This is a genomic window from Nonomuraea sp. NPDC050394, from assembly GCF_044459065.1.
Lineage (GTDB): Bacteria > Actinomycetota > Actinomycetes > Streptosporangiales > Streptosporangiaceae > Nonomuraea.
Window position 1 is genome coordinate 126,613 of sequence record NZ_JBITIO010000002.1, and the last position, 17,829, is coordinate 144,441.

A 17,829-nucleotide genomic window follows, 5' to 3' on the forward strand; every position below is an offset into this window, starting at 1 on the left:
AGACCGTGAAGCGATTCCTCCTCTACGCCGTCCTCGTCGTCGGCGCGTTCGTCTCCGTCTTCCCCTATCTGCTGGTCGTGCTGACCGCCTTCAAGGACCGCGCCCAGCTCCACACCACCGCGCCGTGGCTGCCCGGCGACCCGATGACGACGGCCAACCTGGAGAAGCTGCTGGGCGGCGACTTCCCCTCCTTCATCCTGAACACCCTGCTCATGACGCTCGCGCTGACGGCCGGGCAGCTGGTGTTCACCACGTTCGCCGCCTACGCGTTCGCCAGGCTCCGCTTCCGCGGCAGGGAAGCGCTGTTCTGGATGTTCGTCGCGACGATGATGGTGCCGGTCGCGGTGACGGTCATCCCGCTGTTCCTCATCATGCGTCAGCTCGACCTCATCAACACCTGGGGCGGGCTGCTGGTGCCGTACATCCTCGGCACGCCGTACGGGATCTTCCTCATGCGGCAGTTCTTCCGCGGCCTGCCCGCGGGACTGGAGGAGGCCGCGCGCATGGACGGCGCGGGGCCGCTGACGATCCTGCTGCGGGTACTGCTGCCGCTGTGCAAGCCCGCGCTGGGCACGCTGGCGATCATCACCGTGATCTCCTCGTGGAACAGCTTCATGTGGCCGCTGATCATCACCAGCGGCGACGAGACCAAGGTCATCACCGTCGCCCTGGCGGCGCTCAAGGTGGGCATCGGCGTCGACTACACGGCGATCATGTCCGGCGGGCTGATCGCGCTGGTCCCGATGGTCGTGATCTTCATTTTCTTCCAGCGTTACATCGTCCGGTCGGTCGTGTTGACCGGGCTGAAGTGAAAGGCGTACCCCCCATGAAATCCCCCCGTCTCCGCCTCGCCCTGGCGGCGCTGACCCTGCTCCCCCTCGCCGCCTGCGGCTCCGGATCCTCCGACGCCGGCGGGCCGGTGACGCTCACCTACCGCATCTGGGACGAGCAGCAGAAGGTCGGCTACGACAAGGTCATGGCCGCCTTCGAGAAGGCCAACCCGAACATCAAGGTCAAGATCGAGGTCCTGCCCTGGGACGACTACTGGACCAAGCTCACCGCCGACGCGGTCGCGGGCAGCGGCCCCGACGTGTTCTGGATGCAGGTCACCTACTTCCCCGAATTCGCCACCAAGGGCGTGCTGGCCGACCTCGGCTCGCTCGGGCTGGACACCGCGAAGTACCACCCCAACGTCGTCGCCTCCAACACCTATGAGGGCAAGCTGTACGGCGTGCCCAAGGACTGGGGCATGCCCGGCGTCCTGTACAACAAGGACCTGTTCAAGAAGGCCGGCGTGGAGATGCCGGACAAGCTCACCTGGGCCCCCGACGGCTCCGGCACGCTGCTTGAGCTGGCCAGGAAGCTGACCGTGGACGAGGCCGGCAAGCACCCCGGCGAGGCCGGCTTCAACGCGGCCAAGACCAAGGTGTACGGCTTCGCCTCGGCCAACCACTCGCAGACCCAGTGGATGAACTGGATCGAGTCCAACGGCGGCAAGCTCATCGACAAGCCGTTCGGCAAGTACACCTTCAACGACGACGCCTCGGTCCAGGCGGTGCAGTTCGGCGTGGACCTGGTGAACAAGCACCAGGTCTCGCCGCCCGCGAGCCAGACGAACCCGCCCACCGGCACGGCCGCCGACATGTTCAAGGGCGGCCAGGTCGCCATGTACCCGGCCAACAACGCGCTGCTGCCGTTCGTGGCGCCCGAGGCGGCGTTCGAGATCGGCGTCGCGATGATGCCCGAGGGCCCCAAGGGCCGCTCGGCCAACATCAACGGCCTGGGCGAGGCGGTGTACGCCAAGTCGAAGCACCTGGAGGAGGCCAAGAAGCTCGCCGCCTACCTGGGCACCGAGGAGGCGCAGAAGTCGATGGCCGACCAGGGCTTCGCCTTCCCCGCGCTCAAGGGTGACGCGCTGGCGCAGGGCTACGTCGACTTCTGGAAGAACACCAAGAAGATCGACGTCACTCCGTACCTGGAGGAGTCCAAGGGCACGACGTTCAACATGCCGATCGTGACCGGCTGGACGGGCTTCGAGCAGAAGCTGAACTCCATCTTCAACGAGATCTACCTGGGCCGGCTCCCGGTGAAGCAGGGCCTCGACCAGGCCGTCACGGACGGCAACGCGACCATCAAGTAGGAGTTCCTCATGATCACCCGGCGATCGTTGTTCGCCGGGGGCGCCGGCGTGGGCCTGACCGCCGCACTGGGGGACTCCCCCGTGCGCGCGGCGGCCCGGCGCGCCCCCTTATCCGATGTCTTCCGGCTGGGTGTCGCCTCGGGCGAGCCCGCGCCCGACGGCGTGGTCCTGTGGACCCGCCTGGCCATGGATCCGCTCGCGCTCGACGGTCTTGGCGGCATGCCGTACCGGCCGGTGCCGGTGTTGTGGCAGGTCGCCAAGGACGAGAACTTCCGGCGGGTCGTGCGCGCGGGAGCCGCGGTGGCCCGCCCGGACGCGGCGCACAGCGTCCACGTCGAGTTACACGGGCTCGAGCCCGGCGCCGACTACTTCTACCGCTTCCGGGCCGGCTCCGAGATCTCGCCGGTCGGCAGGACCGTCACCGCCCCCGCCCCGGGCACGCGTAGCCGCGCGCTGAACCTGTCCTTCACCTCCTGCGCCGACTACCAGACGGGCTGGTTCACCCCGTACCGGCGCATGGCCGAGGACCAGCCCGACCTCATCGCCTTCCTCGGCGACTACTTCTACGAGTACGGCGACTATCGCGCCCCGGTGCGCGACCAGGCCGGCGGCGAGTGTGTCGACCTGGCCGGATACCGCCTGCGCCTGGCGCAGCACCGCGCCGACCCCGACCTGCAGGCGGCGCACGCGATCGCGCCCTGGACGGTGGTCTGGGACGACCACGACGTGGAGAACGGCTGGGCGGGCGACGTCCCCGAGCAGCCGGAGCCGCCGTTCCTGCCGCGCCGGGCCGCCGCCTTCCAGGCCTACTACGAGAACATGCCGCTGCGCCGCGCCCAGCGCCCCGACGGCCCGGCGCTGCGGCTGTACCGCAGCATCCGCTGGGGAGCGGTGGCCAACCTGCACCTGCTCGACACCCGCCAGTACCGCGACCTGTACGCCTGCACCGGCCGGTCCGGGACCGTCGGCCCGGAGTGCGCGGAGCGGTTCGCGCCGGAGCGGACCATCCTCGGCCGCCGGCAGGAGGCCTGGCTGGAGGGCGAGCTGCGCCGTTCCCGCGCCACCTGGGACCTGCTGGGCCAGCAGGTCTTCATGATGGAGATGGACTGGGTGAACGGCGAGGCCAAGGGCTGGTCCAACGAGGGCTGGGACGGCTACGTCGCCTCGCGCGACAGGCTGACGGCCGCCATCGAGGACAACCGGCGCAACGGCGTCGTGCTCACCGGCGACGTGCACTCCCACTGGGCGGGCGAGATCAGGCGCGAGTCCAGGCCGGTGGCGGTCGAGCTGGTCACCACCTCGGTGACCTCGGCGGGCGACGGCCTGGACGAGTACCCCAACACCAAGCAGCTCCTGGCCGAGAACCCGCACGTCAAGTTCTTCAACGGCCGGCGCGGCTACGTGCGCGCCAAGGTCACCACGAGCGAGATGAGGGTCGACTTCCGCTCGCTGCCCTACGTCACCCGGCCGGACGCCCCCGCCCACACCTCGGGCTCCTTCGTCATCGAACCCGGCAATCCCACCCTGAATCCAGCGTGACCAGGTGGGTTGATTTTCTGTACCCACTCCCATAGTGTCTGGGCATGATCTCTGTCGTCCTGGTGGCGGGCGCCTCGTCGGGCGTGGGGCTGGAGACCGCGCGGGCACTGGCCCGTCGCGGTCATCAGGTGTACGGAACCAGCCGCGTGGCGGCTCGCGTCGACATCCCGGGAGTGACCCCGCTCGCCCTGGAGGCCGGCGACGAACGATCCGTCCGGGCGTGTGTCGACCACGTCCTCGCCCGTCATGGGCGCCTGGACGCGCTCGTGTACAGCGTGGGCTTCTACGTCGCCGGGGCAGTGGAGGAGACCTCGGACGAACTGGCCCTGGCCCAGCTGGAGGCGTACCTGCTGGGCGCCCACCAGCTGGTCCGCGCGGCGCTGCCCGCCATGCGCGAGCAGGGCGCGGGCCGGCTGGTCCTGATGAGCTCCACCGCGGCCGTCGCCGCCATCCCGTTCCACGCGATCTACTCGGCCAGCAAGGCCGCCGTGAACCACTACGCCGAGGCGCTGCGTTACGAGGTCGCGCCGTTCGGAGTGCGGGTGGCGTGCGTCGAGGCCACCAGCGTGCGTACCGGGGCGGCGGCCGCGATGCGGGAGAGCGACCCGATCTCCGGCTACGAACCGGTACGCACGCGGGTCATCGAACGGTTCCGGCGGCTACAGATCGACGGCCCGTCCCCGGCGCCGGTGGCCGACGGCATCGTCCGGGCCGTCGAGGCCCGCCGCCCGCGCCCCGTCTACCGGATCGGGGCGCAGGCCCGCATGCTGCCGTGGCTGCGCGCCGTACTCCCCCATCCGGTGTTCCGGCGGCTGTACGGCCGCTTCTTCCACCTCAGCCGCCCTGGGTGAGCCGGATCGAGGTGGGGTCGAACAACCCGAGGACCAGGTTGAACGTGGCGTTCTTGGTGGCCACCAGCACGGTGGTGTCGGCGACGGGAACCAGGTCGCCGTTCTCGAACAGCGCCGACTCGGCCTCCAGCCACAGCTTGCAGCCCGCCTCGCCGGGCTTCAGCGTGGCCTCCTCGACCAGCTTGCCGTAGCGCTCGTTGGCCAGGTGGGCGAAGTTGGCCCCCTTGGGCGCCGCGGGCCCGCTCAGGAAGCCGACGAGCTGCGAGGGCAGGGTGACGCCGATCGGCAGCCAGGCCACGTCCCAGTCCTGGGTGGCGTTGAGCGATTCGGCCAGCTTGGTGTCCAGGACGCCGTTGAGCTTGATCTCGACGCCCAGCTTCTTCCAGGTGGCGGCCAGGTACTCGGCGGCCGCCTGGATGCCCGCGCCCTTCGTGGTGACGTAGAGGTAGCGCAGCGACAGCCGCTTGCCGTCCTTGACCCGGATTCCGTCGGGACCCGCCTTCCAGCCGGCGGCGTCCAGCCCCGCGGCGGAGGCGGCGGCGTCGAAGGCGGGCACGTGACCGGCCACGCTGTCACCCTTGCACGGCCTGGGCTCGGCGACCATGCCTGTGGCCGGCCTGCCCGTCCCGCTGGTGGCGATGCCGCCCAGTTCCGGCAGGTTGACGGCCTGGGTCAGCGCTTTGCGCACGGCCGGGTCCTTGGTGGGCCGGTCGTCGCCCTGGTGGTAGAAGAACTGGTGCTGACCGGCCGACGGCAGCATCTTGCCGATGCCGGGCGCCGCCTCCAGGCGCGTACGATCGGCGCCGTAGAACGTGGCCCCGTTGATGGACCCGGCCAGCAGCAGGTTCGCGGCGGTCTGCTCGTTGGGCACGACCTTCAGCACCACCTTGTCCGGCAGCCCCTTCGACGTGGCCCCGTTGGGACCCCAGGCGTAGTCCTTGCGGACCTCGAAGGTGTAGGAGTCGCCGGGCACGGCCGACTTCAGCACGAACGGGCCCGTACCGGACGTGGCCCGGGCGATGGACGCGCGGTCCTTCACGCCCTTGCCGCAGACGATGAACAGGCTCTCGGCGCTCTGCAGGATGAAGGAGAACGGCTTGGGCGTGGACAGCGTCACCGTCCCGGCGGCGTCGTCGGCCACGGCCTTCATTCCGACCGGCAGCAGGACGCCGTAGATGGGCGACTTGGTGGCCGGGTCGGCGATGTGGTTGACGTTCTGCGCGACGTCGGCGGGGGTGAGCCTGGAGCCGTCGGAACAGGTGACGTCCTTGCGCAGGGTGAAGGTCACCGAGTCCGGCCTGACCTCCCACTTCTGCGCGAGACCGGGCACGATCGTGCCGTCTTCGGTACTGGCGACCAGGGTGTCGTAGGCGACCGACAGCACCAGGTTCGTGGCGCCGAGCACGCCGGTGGCCGGGTCGAGCACACCGGGGTCGGCGGACAGGGCGTAGGTGAACGTGCCGCCCGCGACCGGACCACCCGCGGGGGCCTGCGTGCCCCCGCCACCGCACGCGGCCGCGGCCAGAGCCAGGGCGGCGAGCACCGCTGCTTTCTTCATGCACGAACAGTGGTACCTGCCCGCCGCCGCATCTTCGTGCCACCCGACGAAACTCCGCCCCGCCCTCGTGCCACACACCCGAGCCGTCGGCCCGATACGGTCCCGCACACGATCGAGCCGGAGCAGGCGTACCGATGCGGCAGGAGCCCGCGGCCAGATCGAGGAGCTCACCAGGTCGCTACAGGTGGCCGGTGAGTGTCCGGAGGTGGTGGTGCAGGGTGCGGGCCATCAGCTCGGGCGTCATCCGGTCCGGCCGGAGCACGCCCTCCAGCGTCAGTCCGTCGATGAGCGCGGCCAGCCGCTCGGTCTCCAGTTCCGCGTCCAGCGGGCGGCGCCTGGCCAGGCCGTCGACGACCCGGCGTACCAGCGTGCGCATGCCGTCGTAGGACTCGCGTGCCAGCGGCTCCAGCTCGGGCCGGGTGCGGGCGGCCGTCGCGAACGCCAGCCACACCGTGGTCTCCTGCCGCCGCTGATCGTCGAGCGGCAGCAGTTCCGACAACATCCGCTCCGCGCCCTCGGCCCTGGCGTCGCGATCCTGTTCGGCCAGCAGCGGCCCGGCCCGTTCCATCAGCCGCGCGGCCACCCGGTCGAGGCAGGCCCGCATCGCGAACACCATCAGGTCGGTGTGGCTGTCGAAGTAGTGCCTGACCGAGCCGATGGCCAGCCCGGCCTCCTCGGCGACGTTGCGCAGGGACGCGTGTTCGAAGCCCGCGCGGCGCACGACGCGGAACACCGCGTCCACGACCTCGTCCCTGCGCGCTTCCGGATCGACCACTTTCGGCATGTGGCCTTTATAGCACGACCTTGCTATTTTATTTGGCATGGACGTGCTAAAAATACTCCTCATCGTCGGCCTGATCGGCTATGTCGTGGCCGGGCGCATGCGCGGCCGGCCGCTCATCGCCAAGGACGTCTACGTGCCCCCGGTCGTCATGGCCGCCATCGGCGCGCACGGCCTGCCGCAGCGCGACCTGTCCGCGGCCGACCTCGGCTGGCTGGCCGTCACGATCGCGCTCGGGGTGCTCTTCGGCGTGATCCGCGCCGCCACCACCGTCGTGTACGCCCGCGAAGGCGTCCTCTGGCACCGCTACACCTGGAAGACCCTGGTGGTTTGGGCCATCACGCTGGCCATCGGCCTGGGGGTGGGCGCGCTGGCCGTGGCGGCGGGGATGCACGCCGAGGCCAGGTCCATGCCGCTGTCGATCGGCGCCGGGCTGCTCGGCGAGGCTCTGGTCATCCTGTTCAGGTCGCGGACGGCCGGCGTGCCGTACGCGGAGCGGGAAACCACCCGGCGGCCGCGCTGAGATCTCTACACTGAGGCCGCCCCTTCATCCGCGACCCCCGACCCAGCGAAGCAAGGGGTTGGACGGGCCATCCCGTCGCCACACGAGAACCGATCACCCAAAAGGAGATTGGAATGCGTAAGTCGTACAAAATCGCACTACCGGCCCTGCTGGCGGCCGGCCTGCTCACGGCGCCGGGCGCGCTCACCTCCACCGCCTCAGCCGCCACCGCCTCAGCCGCCACAGCCTCGACGGCCCAGGCGGCGAGCGCGATGGCCCTGACCCTCGACAGCGCCGGCTGCGAGGCGATCGCCCGGCGCTTCCTCTGTGAGGTCCACGTCAGCGGCGCGGTCGCGCCGGTCGCCATCCGCTGGTTCGTCAACGGCAACGCCATCCCGTCCTTCGACAACCGCTCCTTCGTGGGCATCGGCTGCCAGCCCACGTTCAGGTACGACATCCGCGCCGTGATCTCCGACGGCACCGGCGCGTCCGTCCAGTTCCACACCACCCCCATCTGCCGCTCGGGCACCCCATGACCGCCGGTGCGGCGGCCCGGCGGGCCGCCGCACCGTGGGTGGAAGGTCAGGCGGCCTCCTCCTCCCGGGGGAAGAAGGGGAGGGCCTCGTAGACCTGGTCGGCGGCGGCGAGGATCCGCCCGGCGTCGTCGACCGGCGGGTGGATGTACGCGTTGATCTGCCGCTTGACGTCCGCGCCCGCGGCGCCCGAGGCCATCACCTTGCGGTCCCAGCCCCGGGTGAACAATCCTCCTGCCCCGCCCAGGTCCAGGCACGTGACATAGGGAGCCGGCGTGAAGTCGCGCGGCGGCCGGCCGAGCAGGTCGGCCGCCGCGTTGTACCCGGCGACCTTGCCGAGCGGGACGGCGTGCTGGCAGGCCTGCATGACCGTGTGCCCGGCGTCGAACGGCGCCGCGGCCGTGTCACCGGCGGCGAACACCTCGGGCGACGCACGCAGGTGGCGGTCCACCGGCACCCGGCCGAGGTGGTCGAGTTCGCCGGAGACCTGCCGGGTGAGCTCGCTGGCGCGCAGCCCGACGGACCAGACCACCGCGTCCGCCGCGACCTTGGTCCCGTCGGACAGCACCGCGTACCCGTCGCCGACCTCCGTCACCGTGGTCGCGAGCCGGCGTTCCACGCCCAGTTCGTCCAGCGCCGCCTCGATGTGCGCGCGCGGGCCGCTGCCGAGCCGGTGCCCGACCACCTCCGACCGGTCCACCAGCAGCACCCGGCCGCGCGCGGCCAGCGCGGTCGCGGCCTCCAGCCCGACGAACCCGGCGCCGGCGACCACGGCGGAGTAGCCCTCGATCCCCCGCAGGTGGCCGGTCAGCCGCCGGGCGCCGTCCAGGGTGTCGATGTCGAAGAGCCGTTCCGCCCCCGGCAGCCCCCGGGGCCGCACGAGCTTGCTGCCCGCCGCCAGCACCAGGCGGTCGTAGCCGATCTCCACGCCGTCGGCCACCACGACGCGGCGGCCGGTGTCGATCGTGCTCACCGTGGCCCGCAGGTGCTCGACCCCGATCGGCCCGAGAATCCTGCTCAGCTCCACCTTGGCCAGGTCCGGCTCCGGCTCGTACAGGCGCGGCCGCAGCACCAGGTGCCCGTTCGGCGCGATGAGCGTGATGCGCAGGTCCGCGTCCGCGCGGGCCAGCGCCGCTCCCGCCGCGCTCCACACGCCCGCGAAGCCACCTCCGATGATCACAACGTGTGCCATCGTCCCGTCCTCTCTCAGCTTTCACCCCCGGGAACGGGGGTTTCGGCAGGGAGACAAGACAGAGGATTCAGATGTGACCGAGGTGGGCGAGTTTTTCGGGATTGGCCAGTCTCCTGAACGCCGTGATCCGCCCGCCGGCGACCTCCACGGTGTCGACCCAGACCAGTTTCCCGCCGGCGTAGGTGGCCATGGCCGGCCCGCCGTTCACCTCGATGATCCGGTACGCGTCGGGGCGCAGGATCTCGATCGTGCGCACGGCCAGCATGGCGATGAGCTCGGCGCCCTGGAGCGGCCTGCGTGCCGCGGTCACCTTGCCGCCGCCGTCGCCGACGTAGACGGCCTCGGGGGCCAGCAGTTCGATGAGCCCGGCCATGTCCCCCGCGTCGGCGGCCGCCTTGAACGCCTTGAGCACCCGTTCGACCTCGGCCTTGGACGCCCGGGGCGGCTCCTCGGCCGCGGCGACCCGCGCCCTGGCGCGGGAGGCGAGCTTACGGCTGGCGGCGGCCGTGTTCCCGAGCACGTCGGCGACCTGGTCGAAGGGGAAGCCGAAAACGTCGTGCAGCACCAGCGCGACCCGTTCGGCGGGCGTGAGCGTCTCCATGACCACCAGCATCGCGGTGCCCACCGACTCGTCGACCAGCACCTGGGCGGCGGCGTCAGGGCCGGTGAGCAGCGGTTCCGGCAGCCAGGGGCCCACATAGGACTCGCGCCGGACCCGCGCCGAGCGCAGCACGTTGTACGACGTCCTGGCGGAAACCGTCACCAGCCAGGCCCGCAGATCCCGCACCTCGGACAGGTCCGCGGCGGCGGCGCGCAGCCAGACCTCCTGCGTCACGTCCTCGGCCTCGGCCACGGTGCCGAGGATCCGGTAGGCCGCCCCGAAGATCGCGGGGCGATGCGCGTGCCAGTCCGCCTCCGCCGGCGTGCCGTTCGCCTCCACCCTGCTGGCCTCCTCGCATCGGTGAGCGGCCTCCGATTCTAGGCAAAGAGCTCAGCCGCTCACGTCTTCGAACACCCGCAGGAAGTTCTCACCCAGGACGCAGCGGATCCGCTCGTCCCCGTGGCCGCGAGACTCCTCGTCCTTCAGCAGGCAGCCGCCCATGTTGTCGATGATCCCGCCGGCTCGACGCTCAGCCGTTGAGGACCTCGCGCAGCTTGCGGGCGAAGGCCTCCGGCTGCCCGGCGTAGCCGAACTCGCCGCCGAGGAAGCCGCCGTGGTGGCTGGGGAAGACCGTGGCACGCCGGCCGAGCAGTTCGGCCGTCGCCACCGCGGTGCGTCCGGTGAAGACGTCCGCCGACTCCTCCCCCACGGCGACGACGATCCGCGTCGGGGCCGCGGCGAGCGCGCCGGCGTCGGGCCGGTAGCCGCTGACCGCCCAGGACCGGTCGGACAGCAGCGGGTCGTCGCGCGAGCCGTCGTCCCCGGCCGGCATCCCGAACGCGGCCGGATCCGGCGCGGGCTGGGCGAAGTAGTCGTCGGTGAACTCGCCCTTCCACCCGGTCATCACCATGAAGGCCGCCATCCCGGCGCCCCAGCCGTTCTTCTCGTACGCCTCGCGGACGCCGGCCCTGGCGCGCTCGGCCGCTTCGGCGTCGGGCAGCACCGGGATGAGCGGCGGCTCGTGCGCCACCAGCGTGACGACGTCGCCGGGGTGGGCGGCCACAAGCGCGAGCGCGGTCACCGCGCCGCCGCTGCTGCCGAACATGTCGACCGGGCCCGCGCCGAGGGCCTCGATGATGGCGTGCACGTCGCCGGCCTGCGTGGTGGGCGTGTGGTCGTGCCGGCCGTCCTTGCGGGTGCTGCGGCCGAGCCCGCGCGGGTCGTAGGTGATCACCGTGCGCTCGGCGGAGTGCTCCGCCAGCGAGCTGAACCCGGTGGCATCCATGGGCTGGCCGATCAGGAACAGCGGCGGGCGTCCGTCGGCCGTGGGCAGCGGCCCGTGAACGTCGTAGACGAGGTCGACCTCGGGAGTCGTGAGCGTGTGCGTGGTCATGACGATGGAGACCCCTTTCGTGCCGGTAACTCATCGGACCCTACTCCGGCCCCCTGACGAACTCGTGAATGCGCGCCCGGCGCTACCCTGACCTCTGTGAATCCTCCAGCCCGTGACCCCGGCCGGCGTATCCGCGACACCCTGGACCGGCTCGACCGCGACGTCGACGCCTGGTTCGCGACCGCCGATCCGGCCGGCCTGCCGTACCTGATGCCGCTGTCGTTCCTGTGGGACGGCGAGGCGATGCTCGTCTCCACGTCCAGGACGAACCCGACGGCCAGGTTCCTGGAGGCCACCGGCAGGGTGAGGGTGGCGCTCGGGCTCACGCGCGACGTCGTCCTGATCCACGGCGAGCTCCGTGAGGTGATCCCGTCCGCCGAGCTGCCGGCCGAGGTCGGCGACGCGTTCGCCGCCAAGGCCGGTTTCGACCCGCGTGAGCAGGGCGGCTCCTATCCCTACTACCGCATCGTCCCGCTCCACGTGCAGGCCTGGCGCGAGGTGAACGAGCTCGCCGGGCGCGACATCATGCTCGACGGCAAGTGGCTTGACGTGACGTAGAGCGAGGTTTGTCGGGGGCGGCGGCTATGGTCCCGGCCATGATCGCTTGTTTGGGACGGGCCGCGGTGACGGCCCGCAACGCCCCGGCGGACGGGGCACCCGCGTGAACCCCTGGCGGGAGGCCCTCGACCGCATCGAGGCGGGCGAAGACGAGGAGCTGGCGAGGTTCCTGGACGGGCTCAACGACCTGGGGCGGCGCGCGGTCGCCGTGCAGTTGCCCGCCCACCTGGCCGAGGAGCTGCGCGGCGGGGTGGAGGCGCGCTGGGAGATCGAGGGCATGGCGCCCGGCTACCGGCTGGCGGGCGCGGCCTGCTTCACCGGCGCCCGCCAGGTGGCGGCCTGGCTGAACCGCAGGGAGCTGCGCCGCCCGGCCGACGCCGAGCGCGACGCGCGCCGGATCATGTCCGTGCTGCGCGACCGTGGCGTGGAGTGGCGTCGTGAGCTGGCCTTACGGCTGGCGGACGGGCTGCGCCGGCCGACCGGCAGGTCGCGGCGGCGCGACGAGGCGATGCCCGGCTGGGATCTGACCGCCGCCCTGGTGGCCGATACGGGTATCGAGCCGCCGGACGGTGACGCCTTCGTCGCCGGCTGGGTGGAGGGGCTGGTGCTGCGCCGGCGCTGGAACCGCGGCGGCGGCCTCGACGACGATCCGCTGCTCGGTTTCCTGGTGCCGCGCCTGTTCACGGCGCTGGGCGTGGCCGGTCCGCTGGCCCGGGACGAGCGGTGGAACTCGGGGCTGAGCATTCTGGCCGAGCTGGCCGTGCTGGCCGACGAGGGCAAGGTGGCGCGCGCGACGCTGGTCGGCGGCTGCGCCCGGCGGTTCCTGACCGATGGCCCGGCCGAGGAGATCGCCCCGTTCGTCCGGCTCTGGCGGTTGCTGGCACCGGAGCCGGACGAGCTTCCCGTTCTCGACTTCGTCCGCCTGCTGCCGCGGGCGTCGTCGCCGCTGGCGCAGCTCGCGCTGGAGGAGCTCGGGCGGGCGGAGAGCGCGGGGCTGCTGGACGACGAACTGTTCGCCGAGGCCGTGGGGGCGCTGGCGTACCGGCCGGAGAAGACGTTCGTGCGGGCCGCCGTGCGGTGGCTGGCGCGCACGCCCGCGCCGAGGGGCGGCGGCGCGGTGGGCGCGCTGGCTCCGGTGTTCGAGGTGAACACCCCGGCTCTGCGTGAGCGCGCGGTACGGCTCGCGCTCACGCTGGCCCCGCACGCCGCCGGCACCGGCCGGGAGGCGATCCGCGCGGCCGCCGGCCTGCTGCCCTCCGGCCCGCGGGAGCAGGTGGCCGCCGCCTATGGCGCGAGCGCCGTGATCGAGCCCGAGCCCCCGGTCGGCGCCGTCCTGCGCGCGAGCGGGTTGCCCGCCCTCGCGCCGCCGTTGGCCGCGCCGGGCGAGGTGGTCGCGGCGCTGCGGGAGCTGGGCGGGCCGGAGGAGCCGCACGCGTGCGAGCGGGTGCTGGCCGGGCTGGTCGAGCTGGCCCACCGCGACCGCGACGCGATGGCGGCGGCGCTGCGGCCCTGGTGGGAGCGGCGCTTGCCGGTGCCCGCCGGCTCCGGCCCGCACGTGTTCGACCACTTCCTCAGCCACGACCGCGGGGTGCACGCCCTGCTGGCCCGATGCGCGCTGGCGCTCGTCGCACCGGAGCGGAGCCGGGAGGTGAGCGCGGCGTCGGCCGGGTCGGACGCCTACCACGCCGCCCACGACTGGCCGCCCCAGATCCTCCTGCGGCGCCGCCTGGAGGAGGTGATCGCGCTCTTCGAACGCGAGCGGAGCGTTCCCGCGCTGCTGGCCACCCCGACCGAACCCACCGGCCACGTCGCCGCCGCGACCCTGGTGGAGCGGATGGAGACGCTCGGGAACGGCGAGCCGCTCCCCGCCGACTTCGAGCAGGCGCTGCTGCGGCTGCCCCGCCGCACCGACCCCGGACTGCAGGCCCGGGCGGAGAAGCTACCGACGCGGGCGGGGCGGACCCTGGCCGCCTGGCTGCGTGCGGGCGGGTGGCCGGACCCCGCCGTGACGTGGGAACTGCACGAGGAGCCGGCCGCCCACACCTGGACCCGTCAGTTGCGCCCCACGATCAAGCCGCCCGCCGGCCTGCCCGGATGGCTGGCGGAGCTGTGGATGCTCCAGCCCCGCCACGTCTATCTCTCCTACCCGCGCGACGCCATGTGGTGGCCGACGATCATGCCTTCGCACCGCGAGATCGTGGCCACCGCGCTCGTGCGCTGCATGCCCCTCATCCCCGAGGCGAACGACGTCAGGACGGACGCCCTGGCCGCCCTGGCCCATGGCGAAGGCCCCGTGGGCCAGGCCACCGCCCTCGCGATCGCGGGCGGTCTCGGACACCGGCGCGACGCCCGGCGTGCGGCGGCGCTCGACGCGGCCCGCACGCTGGCCGCCCGCGGGCAGTTGCCCGCCGGCGACCTCGGATGGGCCCTCGCGAAGCTGCTCCGGCACCAGCTCGTCCCGCTCAAGCAGGTCACCGGCTCGCTCGGCGACCTGACCGAGACCGGCGCGCACGCCGAGGTGTGGCACGCGCTCGCCGTGGCACTCCCGCCCCTGCTGCCCGGCCCCGGCGAACGACCGCGCGCCGGGCTGGGCGACCTGCTGGGCGTCGGCGTAGAGGCGGCCGCGCTCGCGGGCGCGCGGGCCGAGATCACCGGACTGGCCGAGATGGCCGCGCGCAAGGGCTCGAGCCTCGTCCTGTACGAGGCCCGCCGCCTGCACGAGACCATCTCCGCGTGACCCGGCCGGTGCCCGTCGCGCGCGGGCACCGGCACCCCGGGTCAGATCTCGTCGACGGACATCGCACCCTCGTTCGGGCGCCGGGCCAGGTCGATGCCGAGCTCTTCCGCCGCCCGGAAGACGTCCTCGTCGGTGTCGCGCAACTCGATGGACATGCCGTCGCTGGAGAGCACCTCGACGTTCAGGCACAGCGACTGCATTTCCTTGATGAGCACCTTGAAGGACTCCGGAATGCCCGGCTCGGGGACGTTCTCGCCCTTGACGATGGCCTCGTAGACCTTGACCCGGCCGAGGACGTCGTCGGACTTGATGGTCAGGAGCTCCTGCAGGGCGTAGGCCGCGCCGTAGGCCTCCAGCGCCCACACCTCCATCTCACCGAAGCGCTGGCCACCGAACTGGGCCTTACCGCCGAGCGGCTGCTGGGTGATCATGGAGTACGGGCCGGTGGACCGGGCGTGGATCTTGTCGTCCACCAGGTGCAGCAGCTTCAGGATGTACATGTACCCGACGGCGATCGGATACGGGAACGGCTCCCCCGAACGTCCGTCGAACAGCACCGCCTTTCCGCTCTCCTGCACCAGCCGGTCGCCGTCGCGGGTCTCCAGCGTGTGCCCGAGCAGGCCGACGATCTCCTCCTCGTTCGCGCCGTCGAAGACCGGCGTCGCCACGTTGGTACGCGGCTCGACCCGCTCGTAGCCCTTCTCCCGGAGGCGCTGCGCCCAGGCCTCCCGCACACCGGTGATGTCCCAGCCGCGGGCGGCGATCCACCCCAGATGGTTCTCCAGGACCTGCCCGATGTTCATCCGGCCGGGCACGCCCAGCGGGTTGAGGATGATGTCGACCGGCGTGCCGTCCTCGAGGAACGGCATGTCCTCGACGGGCAGGATCTTGGAGATGACGCCCTTGTTGCCGTGGCGGCCGGCGAGCTTGTCACCGTCGGTGATCTTACGCTTCTGGGCCACGTACACGCGGACCAGCTCGTTGACACCGGGGGGAAGCTCGTCGCCCTCCTCGCGGGAGAACACCCGAACCTCGATGACCTTGCCCGACTTGCCGTGCGGCACCTTCAGCGAGGTATCGCGCACTTCGCGGGCCTTCTCGCCGAAGATCGCGCGCAGCAGCCGCTCCTCGGGGGTCAGCTCGGTCTCGCCCTTGGGCGTGACCTTGCCGACGAGGATGTCGCCGGGCTCGACCTCGGCGCCGATGCGGATGATGCCGCGCTCGTCGAGGTCGGCCAGGAGCTCCTCGGAGACGTTCGGGATGTCCCGGGTGATCTCCTCGGGGCCCAGCTTGGTGTCACGGGCGTCGACCTCGTGCTCCTCGATGTGGATCGAGGACAGGACGTCGTCCTGCACCAGCCGCTGCGACAGGATGATCGCGTCTTCGTAGTTGTGGCCCTCCCACGGCATGAACGCCACGAGCAGGTTCTTGCCCAGGGCCATCTCGCCCTGGTCGGTGCAGGGACCGTCGGCGATCACCTGGTTGGCCTCGACCCGGTCGCCTTCGACGACGATGGGCTTCTGGTTGAACGAGGTGCCCTGATTGGAACGCTTGAACTTGGCCACCCTTGAGGTGATGCGGGTGCCGTCGTCGTTCATCACGGTGACGTAGTCGGCGGAGACCTCCTCCACCACACCGGCCTTCTCGGCCATGATCATGTCACCGCTGTCGGTCGCCGCACGGTACTCCATGCCGGTTCCGACCAGCGGCGCCTCACTCCTGAGCAGAGGTACGGCCTGCCGCTGCATCCCCGCCCCCATCAGGGCGCGGTTGGCGTCGTCGTGCTCCAGGAAGGGGATCATCGACGTGCCCACCGACACCGTCTGGTGCGGTGACACGTCCATGTAGTCGACTTCCTCGGCACGGGCGAGTTCGGTGTCACCGCCCTTGGTGCGGACCAGGACGCGGGACTCGGCGAAGGTGCCGTCGGCGTTGAGCGCCGTGTTGGCCTGCGCCTTGACGAAGCGGTCCTCCACGTCGGCGGTCAGGTAGTCGACCTGGTCGGTGACCTTGCCGTCGACGACCTTGCGGTAGGGCGTCTCGACGAAGCCGAAGGCGTTGATCCGGCCGAAGCACGCCAGGTAGCCGATGAGGCCGATGTTCGGGCCTTCCGGCGTCTCGATCGGGCACATCCTGCCGTAGTGGGACGGGTGCACGTCACGCATCTCCACACCCGCCCGCTCCCGCGACAGGCCGCCGGGGCCCAGCGCGGACATGCGGCGTCTGTTGGCCAGACCGGCCAGGGGGTTGGTCTGGTCCATGAACTGCGACATCTGCGAGGTGCCGAAGAACTCCCGGATCGAGGCGACGACCGGGCGGATGTTGATCAGGGTCTGCGGCGTGATCGCCTCGACGTCCTGGGTGGTCATCCGCTCACGCACGACGCGCTCCATCCGGGCCAGGCCCAGGCGGACCTGGTTCTGGATGAGCTCCCCGACGGTGCGCAGACGACGGTTGCCGAAGTGGTCGATGTCGTCGATCTCCGCGCCTTCAACCCCCGCGTGAAGGCGAAGCAGATAGTCGATCGTGGCGACGAGGTCGTCCTCGGTCAGCGTGGTGCGGGTGATCTCCGCGTCCACGTCCAGCTTTTTGTTGATCTTGTAGCGGCCGACCTTGGCGAGGTCGTAGCGCTTGGGGTTGAAGTAGAGGTTCTCCAGCAGGGCCTTCGCCGACTCCTTGGTCGGCGGCTCGCCCGGACGGAGCTTGCGGTAGATGTCGAGCAGGGCGTCGTCCTGGCCGGCCGTGTGGTCCTTCTCCAGGGTGGCCCGCATCGACTCGTACTGGCCGAAGCGCTCCAGAATCTGCTCGTTGGTCCATCCGAGCGCCTTCAGCAGCACGGTGACGGGCTGCTTGCGCTTGCGGTCGATGCGGACGCCGACGCTGTCGCGCTTGTCGATCTCGAACTCCAGCCAGGCGCCACGCGAGGGGATCACCTGGCAGCTGTACAGGTCCTTGTCGGAGGTCTTGTCGAGGGCGCGGTGGAAGTAGACGCCGGGAGAGCGGACGAGCTGGGAGATGATGACCCGCTCGGTGCCGTTCACGATGAACGTGCCCTTCGGGCTCATCAGCGGGAAGTCGCCCATGAACACCGTCTGGCTCTTGATCTCACCGGTGGCGTTGTTGATGAACTCCGCCGTCACGAAGAGCGGGGCGGTGAACGTCATGTCCTTGTCCTTGCACTCCTCGACCGAGTGCTTGGGCGGCTCGAACCGGTGGTCGCGGAACGACAGGGACATGGTCCCGGAGAAGTCCTCGATCGGGCTGATCTCTTCGAAGATCTCTTCCAGGCCGGACTGGGGCGTGATGTCCTTGCGCGCCCGCCAGTTGTCGTTGCCCAGCAGCCAGTCGAAGGATTCGGTCTGCATGGCCAGCAGGTCGGGGACTTCGAGGGTCTCCTGGATGCGGGCGAAGGAGAGGCGAGGTGGAGCGGTGCGTGAAGCTGCC

General features: G+C 71.2%; 14 protein-coding genes. 8 read left to right on the forward strand and 6 right to left on the reverse strand.

What is annotated here, in order from left to right:
- Positions 1-5: 5 nt before the first annotated feature.
- The 4 genes from ACIBKY_RS08810 to ACIBKY_RS08825 are packed head-to-tail and all read left to right on the forward strand — an operon-like array spanning position 6 to position 4,530.
- Complete coding sequence (locus tag ACIBKY_RS08810) at positions 6-812, forward strand: carbohydrate ABC transporter permease (protein ID WP_397095649.1); 807 nt, start codon at positions 6-8, stop codon at positions 810-812.
- A gap of 14 nt (positions 813-826) precedes the next feature.
- Entirely contained in the window at positions 827-2,140 is a 1,314-nt protein-coding gene (locus tag ACIBKY_RS08815; protein ID WP_397095651.1) for an ABC transporter substrate-binding protein, read from the forward strand.
- A 9-nt stretch (positions 2,141-2,149) separates the two neighbouring features.
- The gene (locus ACIBKY_RS08820; protein ID WP_397095653.1) at positions 2,150-3,679 is read left to right on the forward strand and encodes an alkaline phosphatase D family protein; all 1,530 of its coding nucleotides are present in this window, start codon (positions 2,150-2,152) and stop codon (positions 3,677-3,679) included.
- Between the two features lie 44 nt (positions 3,680-3,723).
- On the forward strand, positions 3,724-4,530 hold the full coding sequence (locus ACIBKY_RS08825; protein WP_397095655.1) for an SDR family oxidoreductase: 807 nt from the start codon (positions 3,724-3,726) through the stop codon (positions 4,528-4,530).
- Here the strand turns inward: ACIBKY_RS08825 and ACIBKY_RS08830 are convergent.
- The gene (locus ACIBKY_RS08830; protein WP_397095657.1) at positions 4,514-6,088 is read right to left on the reverse strand and encodes an ABC transporter substrate-binding protein; all 1,575 of its coding nucleotides are present in this window, start codon (positions 6,086-6,088) and stop codon (positions 4,514-4,516) included. The genes ACIBKY_RS08825 and ACIBKY_RS08830 overlap by 17 nt on opposite strands.
- 178 nt (positions 6,089-6,266) lie before the next feature.
- Positions 6,267-6,872, reverse strand: coding sequence for a TetR/AcrR family transcriptional regulator (locus ACIBKY_RS08835; protein WP_397095659.1), 606 nt, complete (start codon positions 6,870-6,872; stop codon positions 6,267-6,269).
- Positions 6,873-6,909: 37 nt separating this feature from the next.
- Between ACIBKY_RS08835 and ACIBKY_RS08840 the strand changes: the two genes are divergently transcribed.
- Together ACIBKY_RS08840 and ACIBKY_RS08845 are read left to right on the forward strand one after the other, a co-directional pair.
- Positions 6,910-7,392, forward strand: coding sequence for a hypothetical protein (locus ACIBKY_RS08840; RefSeq protein WP_397095661.1), 483 nt, complete (start codon positions 6,910-6,912; stop codon positions 7,390-7,392).
- Between the two features lie 113 nt (positions 7,393-7,505).
- Positions 7,506-7,907 carry a hypothetical protein gene (locus ACIBKY_RS08845; RefSeq protein WP_397095663.1) on the forward strand — a complete coding sequence of 134 codons (402 nt, stop codon included), beginning with the start codon at positions 7,506-7,508 and terminating at the stop codon, positions 7,905-7,907.
- Positions 7,908-7,953: 46 nt separating this feature from the next.
- Here ACIBKY_RS08845 and ACIBKY_RS08850 read toward each other — a convergent pair whose 3' ends face one another.
- From ACIBKY_RS08850 to ACIBKY_RS08860, 3 genes are all read right to left on the reverse strand, one after another.
- Positions 7,954-9,096, reverse strand: coding sequence for an NAD(P)/FAD-dependent oxidoreductase (locus ACIBKY_RS08850; RefSeq protein WP_397095665.1), 1,143 nt, complete (start codon positions 9,094-9,096; stop codon positions 7,954-7,956).
- Positions 9,097-9,163: 67 nt separating this feature from the next.
- Positions 9,164-10,036, reverse strand: coding sequence for an RNA polymerase sigma factor SigJ (sigJ, locus tag ACIBKY_RS08855; protein ID WP_397095667.1), 873 nt, complete (start codon positions 10,034-10,036; stop codon positions 9,164-9,166).
- Positions 10,037-10,226: 190 nt separating this feature from the next.
- Entirely contained in the window at positions 10,227-11,090 is an 864-nt protein-coding gene (locus ACIBKY_RS08860) for an alpha/beta fold hydrolase (protein ID WP_397095668.1), read from the reverse strand.
- A 96-nt stretch (positions 11,091-11,186) separates the two neighbouring features.
- On the opposite strand from ACIBKY_RS08860, the gene ACIBKY_RS08865 reads away from it, so the two are divergent.
- The gene (locus tag ACIBKY_RS08865) at positions 11,187-11,648 is read left to right on the forward strand and encodes a pyridoxamine 5'-phosphate oxidase family protein (RefSeq protein WP_397095669.1); all 462 of its coding nucleotides are present in this window, start codon (positions 11,187-11,189) and stop codon (positions 11,646-11,648) included.
- A 103-nt stretch (positions 11,649-11,751) separates the two neighbouring features.
- The gene (locus tag ACIBKY_RS08870) at positions 11,752-14,385 is read left to right on the forward strand and encodes a DUF6493 family protein (RefSeq protein WP_397095671.1); all 2,634 of its coding nucleotides are present in this window, start codon (positions 11,752-11,754) and stop codon (positions 14,383-14,385) included.
- Between the two features lie 41 nt (positions 14,386-14,426).
- Here ACIBKY_RS08870 and ACIBKY_RS08875 read toward each other — a convergent pair whose 3' ends face one another.
- A complete protein-coding gene (locus tag ACIBKY_RS08875; RefSeq protein ID WP_397096863.1) occupies positions 14,427-17,750 on the reverse strand; it encodes a DNA-directed RNA polymerase subunit beta in 3,324 nt (1,107 codons plus the stop codon).
- Positions 17,751-17,829 lie beyond the last annotated feature (79 nt).